Origin of the sequence: Bradyrhizobium sp. WSM2793 (assembly GCF_000379585.1) — a bacterium.
Taxonomy (GTDB): domain Bacteria; phylum Pseudomonadota; class Alphaproteobacteria; order Rhizobiales; family Xanthobacteraceae; genus Bradyrhizobium.
In genome coordinates, this window is sequence record NZ_KB902831.1 from 1 (window position 1) to 9,247 (window position 9,247).

Annotated in this window: 8 protein-coding genes; 1 reads left to right on the forward strand and 7 read right to left on the reverse strand. The window is 58.4% G+C overall.

Going from position 1 to position 9,247, the window contains the following annotated elements:
• Positions 1 to 448 precede the first annotated feature (448 nt).
• The 7 genes from A3AS_RS0139220 to A3AS_RS0139250 all read right to left on the reverse strand — a co-directional run bounded on the left by A3AS_RS0139220 (position 449) and on the right by A3AS_RS0139250 (position 8,306).
• Positions 449 to 1,900: an NAD-dependent succinate-semialdehyde dehydrogenase gene (locus tag A3AS_RS0139220; RefSeq protein WP_018322890.1), complete on the reverse strand. Its 1,452-nt coding sequence runs from the start codon at positions 1,898 to 1,900 to the stop codon at positions 449 to 451.
• Between the two features lie 411 nt (positions 1,901 to 2,311).
• Positions 2,312 to 2,437 (reverse strand): hypothetical protein, encoded by a 126-nt coding sequence (locus tag A3AS_RS49890; protein ID WP_256375121.1) that lies wholly within the window; start codon positions 2,435 to 2,437, stop codon positions 2,312 to 2,314.
• A 577-nt stretch (positions 2,438 to 3,014) separates the two neighbouring features.
• Positions 3,015 to 3,875 (reverse strand): MaoC family dehydratase, encoded by an 861-nt coding sequence (locus A3AS_RS0139225; protein ID WP_018322891.1) that lies wholly within the window; start codon positions 3,873 to 3,875, stop codon positions 3,015 to 3,017.
• Between the two features lie 262 nt (positions 3,876 to 4,137).
• Positions 4,138 to 5,016: an enoyl-CoA hydratase/isomerase family protein gene (locus A3AS_RS44470; protein WP_018322892.1), complete on the reverse strand. Its 879-nt coding sequence runs from the start codon at positions 5,014 to 5,016 to the stop codon at positions 4,138 to 4,140.
• Positions 5,017 to 5,117: 101 nt separating this feature from the next.
• The gene (locus tag A3AS_RS0139235; RefSeq protein WP_084675003.1) at positions 5,118 to 7,265 is read right to left on the reverse strand and encodes an acetate--CoA ligase family protein; all 2,148 of its coding nucleotides are present in this window, start codon (positions 7,263 to 7,265) and stop codon (positions 5,118 to 5,120) included.
• On the reverse strand, positions 7,252 to 7,506 hold the full coding sequence (locus A3AS_RS0139245) for a hypothetical protein (RefSeq protein WP_018322895.1): 255 nt from the start codon (positions 7,504 to 7,506) through the stop codon (positions 7,252 to 7,254). Before A3AS_RS0139245 ends, A3AS_RS0139235 begins: the two co-directional genes overlap by 14 nt.
• 587 nt (positions 7,507 to 8,093) lie before the next feature.
• Positions 8,094 to 8,306, reverse strand: a complete 213-nt coding sequence (locus A3AS_RS0139250; protein ID WP_018322834.1) for a hypothetical protein — start codon at positions 8,304 to 8,306, stop codon at positions 8,094 to 8,096.
• Positions 8,307 to 8,669: 363 nt separating this feature from the next.
• On the opposite strand from A3AS_RS0139250, the gene A3AS_RS0139255 reads away from it, so the two are divergent.
• Positions 8,670 to 9,131, forward strand: coding sequence for a PaaI family thioesterase (locus A3AS_RS0139255; protein ID WP_018322835.1), 462 nt, complete (start codon positions 8,670 to 8,672; stop codon positions 9,129 to 9,131).
• Positions 9,132 to 9,247: the final 116 nt, after the last annotated feature.

Here is a 9,247-nt window from a genome sequence, read left to right on the forward strand (position 1 = left end):
GCGCACAACATCCAATTCGCTCCTTGGTGAGGATGATTACTATCTCCTCTGGATACCCTCGCTGAGAATGGAGATAGTAGGAGCCTCCGGCAACATAGTCGGCTTTCGGCTTCGGCCCGTCTCCAAGCCTCACGTAAATATTACCTGATCCTTAACGCCGAAGTTCTCTGACATGAGGCCTAGTATCGCCGAAATTCTGCTTCTGTTGGGGCGATGCGCAGCTTTTTCATAGGAGATATGAGTTTTCTTGTAACCGGCGCTGCACAACGATGCCAGCGCCGACTACCTTGTGCAGTGTCTTCGGCCAGCGTCTCAATCGCGTGAGAGACCGCAGCCGATCGGAGAACAATCAGGGGCAGACAGATTTCCACATGCGCTTGGCATGAGCTATCACCGGCTACGCAACGGCTTCCACCCGGTTCAGCGGCAAACGCACGCAGGCTTATCGTTACATGGCAATTCCGCCCATGAGCAAATATTTGATCTCTACGAACTCCTCGATGCCATGGAGCGAGCCCTCGCGGCCAAGGCCAGATTCCTTGACGCCGCCGAAGGGAGCGACTTCGGTCCCGAGAATGGCGGAGTTGATGCCGACCATGCCGCATTCGAGTTCCTCCGCTACGCGGAAAGCGCGGCCGAGATCGTTCGTGTAGAAATAAGCGGCCAACCCGAAAGGCGTGTCGTTGGCGAGCGCGACGACCTCCTCCTCGCTCTTGAAACGGTAGACCGGCGCGACGGGACCGAAGGTTTCCTCGTGAGTCACCATCATCTTTGTGGTGACGCCGGAGAGCACGGTTGGCTCGTAGAAGGTGCGCCCCAGCGCATGGCGCCGGCCGCCAACCACAATCTTGGCCCCGTTTGCGACCGCATCTGCCACGTGACGCTCGACCTTCTCGAGCGTGCGTTGGTTGATCAACGGCCCCTGCACCACGTCGGCCTCGCTGCCGTCGCCGACCTTCATCTTGGCCACAGCGTTTGCGAACTTCTCGACGAAAGTGTCATGAATCGCTTCCTGCACGAAGAGCCGGTTGGTACAGACGCAGGTCTGGCCCGTGTTGCGGAACTTGGCCGTTATCGCGCCAGCCACCGCCGCATCGAGATCGGCATCGTCGAAGACGATGAAGGGTGCGTTGCCGCCGAGCTCCAGCCCGACCTTCTTCACTGTGGAGGCGGCCTGTTGCATCAGGAGCTTGCCGACCGGCGTCGAGCCGGTAAAGCCGATGAAACGTACCGCCGGATGATCGGTCATGACCTTGCCGATCGCGACCGCGTCGCCCGTCACGACGTTGAGCACGCCTTTGGGGAAGCCCGCGCGCTCGGCGAGCACAACAAGCGCTAGTGCGCTCAGCGGCGTCTCAGGCGCGGGCTTGATCACAAAGGTGCAGCCAGCCGCCAAGCCAGGCGAGCATTTGCGCGTCATCGTCGCGGCTGGGAAGTTCCAGGGCGTGATCGCGGCACAGACGCCGACCGGCTGCTTCTGGACAATAATGCGGGAGTTCGGGAAAGGCGACGGAATGGTCTCGCCATAGATCCGCTTGGCCTCCTCAGCGTAGAACTCAACGAAGGAGGCAGCATAAACGACTTCGCCGCGCGATTCGGTGAGCGGCTTGCCCTGCTCGGCCGTCATGATCCGGGCCAGGTCCTCCTGGTTTGCCATGATCAGCTCGAACCATTTACGTAGGATAGCCGAGCGCTCCTTTGCGCTTTTCCGCGCCCAGGGTTTGAACGCGGTCTGCGCCGCCTCCACGGCCGCGGTGGTCTCCGTCTCGCCGAAGCGCGGCACCTTCGTCAGCAAGGCGCCGGTGGCAGGATTGTTGACCGGGTCAACGCCCTCCCCAATCCAGGTGCCATTGACGTAGCAGGCGGACTTCAAAAGAGAAGGGTCGGATAATGTAAGCATGTATCAAGTCCTCGGCTAGTGACTACTTTCGTAAGCGCCTTTGTTTGGGCGCAGCGGTGCGGGGGTTGTCGATCACCCTCGCGGCTAGCGCTGCAGGAGGGGAGCATTCGGCACCTTCATCGCAACGATGACCGGTGCCAGGCTGGAGTTTTCGCACGGTGAGTTGCGCGTCGTCTGATAGTAAAGAAAGGCGGCAGTCGGATGAGGCCGAAAAGGAGAGCTTGTTCGGCGGCACACACTTCAGAAGCGTGGCCATGGCTCTTGCCGTAAGTCCTGATCCGCCGGCGCACGGCTTCGGCGCTCGTCTGGCTTCATAAACCCCTCTGCAGTCTTCAGAGACACTCAATTGCGCCGGCCACAGCTCGATCTTATCGCGAGACACGCTTTGGCAAGCGCGTCTCGCGACCACACTCAGACGGCGAGTGATGACGTTGTGAAGAGCTGCAAACTGCCTTGCCTGATCAGCCCGTGCTCCACGACAGCAATTCGCTCGCTCATTCCTTCATTATGCACGGTGAGCAAAACGATCGCATTCATTGGCCGGTTTCGAAGCACAAGTGAAGACTTAGCCCGTAGCGAAGAAGAAAGTTGCCAAGTTTCGGCCAGTTACACACAATTCCAGCAAATCTTCTTATTTTCGCGCAGGATTTCGCCACTTCTGGCCGCACCTGGTTGAGCGGAAGAATACCCGGCTGATGCCCGAGCAGCTTTGCAATCGTGACACTGTCTGAACACCGCGGTGCAGGATCCACTGAAGTGCTGCGCACAGCAGACTGAGCAAGGCCGCATCTCGACCGTGTCGCCCAACGCCGCGACCACCTGATTCGCGGTTAGGTACGCAAGCGTGTCTCAACCGCACTCGAGATCATGCTGCTCATATCTTGAGAAATCGCGGTGGCACCCCGTTCGCGAGAAGGGCCGCCCTGCGCTCACGATGGCGAAGAACACAAAGCCACGGAGAAAACTAGCAACGCATCAGATGTCAAAACTGAGGCGTCAAATCTGAACGTAAGCTCGACCGTGTCGCCAAGCGGGCTGGGCGGCGGCTCGGAACGGCCGCCGCCCGGCCGGTCAGGCCGTCACAAAGAACAGATCGGCGATAAGTCTACCTGAATCACCCGAGCACTGTGACGCCATTCTTGATGACTGTGACGCCGCGCTCCTTAACTTTGGCTTCGAAGGAGATTACGTTGGCATCCTTCCACATCTCCAGCGTGATCGTCTCGCCGGGATAGAGCGGTGCGGAAAACCGCGCCGCATGCCGCTTGATGGCGGCCGGATTGTAATCGGCATAGGTTTGCAGGACGCCGCGGCAGGTAATTCCGTACGTGCACAGGCCGTGCAGGATTGGCTTTGGAAACCCGGCGCGCTTTGCGAATTCAGGATCGGAATGCAGCGGGTTGCGATCGCCGCAAAGCCGGTAGATCAGCGCTTGGTCGGGGCGTGTGGGGATATCGATGACCTTGTCGGGCGCCCGAGTCGGTATCGGGTGCGGCGCGGGCTGACCGCCGGATGGCCCACCAAAGCCGCCATCTCCACGCGCGAAGTTTGAGGTCACCAGCGTTGCTAGCGCCTCGCCATCGCTGCTCTTCAGAACAGTTTGAAAGCGGATGACCGCCCCCTTGTCCTGGCCCTTATCGTAGATCCCAAGCACAGAGGAGTCCGCAATGATATGCGCGGCGGCCGGCAGCGGCCGATGCAAGGTGAGATCACTCTCGCCGTCCACCAACATCACCCGATTGATGTCCATCTTACCCGGCCAAGCACCCCAGGCGGCCACGGTAGCAAAAGTCGGCATCACCTTTAGAGGCCGGGACGTTGCCCCAGCCTCATTGACGAAAGCAAGCTCCCTCTCGTCCAAGGGATCAGTGCCCATCCCGATGCCATAGGCATACAGTATCGCGTCGCGATCTCCGTAGCTGTATTTCTGACCAAGATTCTTCATGGCCATAACCTGTTCGTAATTGATAGGCATATATGGTCTCTTCCTACCGGTCCTTTGGGCTGCTGTGCTGGCTTGTGCTCATGATGATGCCAGCGACGTGCAGAAGCTTGCTAGCGAACGAGCCTTGGGTGATTGCGATTCAGACAGGTGCGCCAATATTGCGGCGCCCATGGAGTTTTTGACGACAGAAAACTGCGAGCGGCGTAGCACTAGATCGCAGCCGCCGGGCCGCTGGAGACTTACCAAGCTCGGCTCAAGAGTCGCGTCTCTATAACCTCCGCGATTATGCCACTCAGTTCGCTCCCTTCTTGGCATTAGCGGATGCTTTGCGGGAAGCAAACGACGACCACTCGGATTCGAACGGCTCAAAGATTGCATCACGCCACTTGAGCGCCGCCTTGACGTCAGATCGCGCGAGTTCACGGAAGTAATCGAACTCTGATTTCGAGGTGTCGATGAGCAAACAGGCTTCCTCGCTGTACCGCAGCGCTGGATCAAACCCTGCCGCAGCCAGCGTGTTGTTGAGTGCCTTCTTGTTCCACATTAGGGCGGGAAGGGCGACTCTAGACATCCGCTTGGCGATGCGCGTAACTTCCTTTTCGAGCCGGTCCTTGGCGAAGACCCGACTCACGAACCCGAGCCGATAGGCCTCTTGAGCATCGAACACGTCGCCCGTGTAAATCAACTCGCGACAACGTTGCCCGATTATCCAAGACATCGATGGCAGGGTCAAAAAGCCGGCCGCAAAACGCGACTCAGTAAGACAGAAGGTTGCATCCTCGGAGCAATATCGAATGTCACACATTTGGGCGAGATCTACGGCTCCGGCCAGGCAATAACCGTTGATCATCGCAATAGTCGGCTTTGAAAAATTCCACAGAGAATAGAAGAAGTTCTTGTCGTAGTTGAGGCGCCTTCTCCAGTCGTCGATACCCTGCCGCACTTCGCCTGTTGCGACTTCGTCTTGGAGGTCGAAGCCAGACGAAAACGCGCGGTCTCCCGCTCCCGTCACGACGACTACACGAACTTCCGGATCCCGATCGGCTGCGGCGAGCGCATCGCTGACTTCAGCCTCGAACTTAAGATTGAGCGCGTTCATTCTGTTCGGCCGATTGATCGTTATCCGCGCGACGCGATCGTCAACTTCGTAGAGAATCGTGCTGTATGCCATTTATTTGCGCTCCTTCGTGGTCGATATGGTTTCGTTCAGCATGTTCCACTACCTCGACATCGTGGATGCTCGTCTAAGCGGATTTCGGATTTTCGCTATTTTCAGCGATTTTCATTAGCCGTCGCCGGCGCTGGTACGATGAGTGCATCGACCGCGACCACTCCCTCGTTGCGCACGAAGAGCGGATTGATGTCGACAGAGCGAATTTGATCACCCAAACTTCGTGCAATCGCGTCGAGCCGTCGGATAGCTCCAACAAGCGCTTGTATATCCGCAGGAGCAGCGCCCCGGCCCCCGCGGAGCAGCCGGTCTACGCGGAGTTCGGCGAGCATCTGCTCCGGCTCACCGACGCGAAGACCGGCCGGGCGGAGAGTCGCGTCATCCATGATTTCCGTCCAAATGCCGCCTTGACCAACCAGTACGAAAGGTCCGAGGACGTCATCGGTCTGCAGACCCAGGATCATCTCAATCCCATCTCGCACATAGGGTTGAACCATCAGGAGTTGTGAGCCCGCTGCGAAGAGCTTTGTCGCCGCCGCGGACACCTCTTGCGCGCTACGCAGGTTTGTTATCACGCCGGCCAATTCAGTTCGATGCAGCACGTTCGTATCGCCGATCTTCACAACAACAGGGTAGCCAAGTTCGTCCGCTGCGCTGATTGCCGCCTTTACGCTGGTTACGAAGCGACTCTCGACGACGGGAATGCCGGCGGCAGCAAGAAAATCTAACGCCGGCCTTCCCGAGAAGGGCCTGCCCCCGAACTCGAAGATCTGCTTCACGAGCTTCGATTTATCGACAGGCGGCTCCTCCGCCATCGGCGGTACGCACTGCCTCCACTTCACGGCACGATCGAGAGCGCGAAAAGCGTCGTGCATGCCAAGTACCAATACACCCTTGTCCAGGAACTCCTCAACCTTTTCCGGCGGCACAGAACCATCGATCGGCGTGATCATGGTGACGGGCTTCTTGGTCTCACTCGCAGCCCTCACCGCGCCATTCGTAAACAGCTCCAGTTCCTCCGCATTCCTTGTGCCGGCAGTGCCCGGATCGCAGTAGGTGAGAAGAATATCGACATTTGGATCGCGCTCGATCATCTGCAAGATCTTCGGATAGGAGTCTTCCATGTTCGGAACACCCCAAGAATCCACAGGGTTTCTGCACTCCGGAAGTTCGGGCATAAGGGCCCGAAGCGCCGTCGCAGTCTGCGACTGAAACTCCGGAAAACTGAGTGAACTGTACTTTGCCGACTCATCCAGCACCAACTGTAGCAGCCCACCCGACGGAACGGCCGCTCCAAGCCTACCTCCCGGCGCAGGCCTCGCTTGAAGAGCCAGCGCGGACGCAAGCAACTCCTCTAGCGTATCCACCTGTACGATCCCGTGCCTTCGGAAAAGCTCGCGGTACAACCGCAGCGGTGCGGCGAGAGCGCCCGTATGCGCTGCCGCCATCTTGCGAGCAGCTTCCGTGCGCCCCGCCTTCAGGATGATCACGGGTTTGCCGGCAGCGCGCGCCCGGTCGGCCTCGAAAAAGAAGCGCTCAGGATCGCGGATTGTTTCCATGAAGGCGCAGATGACTCGCACATGCGGATCATCGACGAAATACTGAAGAAAATCGGCAATCCCAAGGACGGCTTCATTCCCACAGGTTACGACGTGGCTCCAACGCACACCGCGCCTATTTCCGACTAGTGCTGTTTTGGGTCCTCCTCCTTGCGAAATGAGCGCGACGCTGCCTGGGCGCTTAGGCTCGACTGCGTTGACATGAAGAGGCACGCGATCAACCCAGTTGATCAGACCACTGCAGTTGGGACCAAGGACCGCCATTCCTGAAGCGCGCGCCGCATCCACGACCCGGGCTTGCGCCGCCGCTCCCTCCGCGCCAGCTTCACCAAAGCCGATCGCGACGACCACCGCCGCCCGCACTCCTAGATCTGCAGCCTCCTCAATCACAGGAATTGCGGTAGCCCGATTGCACAAGAGAAGGACAGCTTCCGGTACGAACGGAATGCTTTTGATCGAGGGATAGCAGGGATATCCGAGAATCTGTTCGTATTTCGGATTCACCGCGGCTACCGTGCCTGCGTACCCGAGTTGTTGGAAATTTTCGAGGGCTTGGCGGCCAAACACTGAGCTTGGACTTGCGCCGACCACCGCGATGGAGTTCGGCCGGAAGAGAGCGGATAGATTGTTGCGGCTCACCGCCTGCACCTGATTCAGGTCAGGACGACTTCCAATTTCAGACGTTGACATGTCGGAACTCCCCGCAAATCGCGGTCGATTGAGCCAGCCACGTTTCCCGGTTGAACTGCCGGCAGCTCTTGGCCGGCTTGATGCGCCGCAGCACGGTTTCGACTTCCGCGAGACCGACCGCGCTGAGTTCGCAAACCGAATCGTCGCGATCTTTGATCTGCGGACCGCGCCAATCCGCAAGACGGATCACCGACCCCTCCGGTATGGCCGACTGCTGGCTGATTTCGAAGGATAGAAGCATCTTACAGGCTCTTTGCAATGAGGGTAGGCTGTCTCAAGCAGCCGGACAGCCCAAATAGTGGAAGCACTTCGGCACAGAAAGACCGCAAAGATCGCCCGGATTTTGAAGAAATTGCGCGAAATGAAAACGCCTCCTACGATTCTTCGGCGCCGAGCCATCGCGCCAGGCTGATTGCTGCCTGGGTGGACCGTGCGATGCGAGCCGCCAAGCCAGAACGGAGCGGGGTCGCCATAGCTTTCGAGACCCACAGCATTCTCGAAGCTCTTGGGGCCTGAAGAGAGGCACGATAAACAGACGTCTGTCGAACCGACGGATGATTTCAGTGAGCAGGGCATCAACTCGCGTCATTGAGCATGTGTTGAGCTGCGATCCCTTGCAAAGCCTGTCGGCGAGCTAGGTCGACTAAAGCAACTCGCTCAAGACGGGCATGCGATCGCCCTGGTATGCTCGCCGCAACACCATTATACCACCTTTGCCTTGCGACGATCGCGTATGCGGCGGCTTGGCAGAACTTTTTTGTGACGGCGTCATCAGTCAGACAGCGGCGATTGCGAACTGCGATCGGTTTGATGACCACTTCGAGCCCATTAGCGTGATTTCACCCCGAGATTCATTTTCTGATTGCGACGTTGGAGTGCCATTTTCTGCGCGGCTTTCATCAGCTTGAAGACCATGCCGGGCGCCCTGCGCTTCGATATCCAGCCGTTGAACGGAATGTGCCGTAGCACCATTACGGAACTGCTCACCGGATTGGGCGAGAAACGCCGCGCGAACTTTTCATGATCGTCTACCAGCAGCACGAACTCGGCCCCACTGGGATATCAAGCGTTCATGATCTTGATTGCGGTCATAAAGAATCAGCTGAAGCCAACGATAATAGCGGCACCGCTCGCGTTCTTACGAAATCGACATGAGGGCGGCCGGGCGACACTGTCGCGCTGAATGACTAAGGGTAGCGGGCAGCTCCTTGAATGGGTGCGGCTGGGACAGCCGCCGGAACGCACGCATTGGTACTCGCGCGACGTCGGCCACAAACCAAGGCAAATTCGCCGGATATATGCGCCACAGGACGGTTTTTAGCGATTTTTTCGTTCACGGCGGAGGTAGGCTTTGGGTAGCTTATCGGCCATGCCGTACAACAATCAGCAACTGAGGGCTACTCCTTGCGCGACTCCACGAAAGCGGCGACTTCTGAGCGCGCGGACCTTCACGCCGGACCCGAGAACGAACTCACGGGTTGGCAGCCCTACAAGGGCTTCGACAATTTTGAGATTCATTGCGGGCCTTACTTTTATCGGCAGGAACCGGACGGCAGTTTCCGCGCCGCCTTCCGGGTCGAGAATAAGCACCTCAATGACGGCAAGAACGTGAGTGGTGGGTGCCTGATGGCATTTGGCGATTCTTGCCTGTTCGTGATCGCGAAGCCCGTGCTTCAAGGTCCCGGCGTTACCATTGATTTCTCCGGTTCGTTTATCGATGCCGCGCGCGAAGGCGATCTGATTGTGGGTGCGGGCGAAATCATCCGCGCTGGTGGCTCGCTGATTTTCGTGCGAGGTCAATTGACGTCCGGAGAGCGTACGTTGTTCACATTTTCCGGCACGATTAAGCGACTTAAGAAGGGGTAAGGCAGCCTTGGCGCGCAGCCCGGCGTTTTTACCTGCAGCCGTCGCTTATAAAAGCAACGCCTCAAGCTGAGGGGCCGGACTGGTAACCGCACCGATGTGCGGAGCTGACCGTCAGA

What these genes read in the sequence shown, in the direction of transcription:
- A3AS_RS0139220 (WP_018322890.1), bottom strand. Translation starts at nt 1,900, where the DNA reads ATGCTTACATTATCCGACCCTTCTCTTTTGAAGTCCGCCTGCTACGTC.
- A3AS_RS49890 (WP_256375121.1), bottom strand. Translation starts at nt 2,437, where the DNA reads ATGAATGCGATCGTTTTGCTCACCGTGCATAATGAAGGAATGAGCGAG.
- A3AS_RS0139225 (WP_018322891.1), bottom strand. Translation starts at nt 3,875, where the DNA reads ATGCCTATCAATTACGAACAGGTTATGGCCATGAAGAATCTTGGTCAG.
- A3AS_RS44470 (WP_018322892.1), bottom strand. Translation starts at nt 5,016, where the DNA reads ATGGCATACAGCACGATTCTCTACGAAGTTGACGATCGCGTCGCGCGG.
- A3AS_RS0139235 (WP_084675003.1), bottom strand. Translation starts at nt 7,265, where the DNA reads ATGTCAACGTCTGAAATTGGAAGTCGTCCTGACCTGAATCAGGTGCAG.
- A3AS_RS0139245 (WP_018322895.1), bottom strand. Translation starts at nt 7,506, where the DNA reads ATGCTTCTATCCTTCGAAATCAGCCAGCAGTCGGCCATACCGGAGGGG.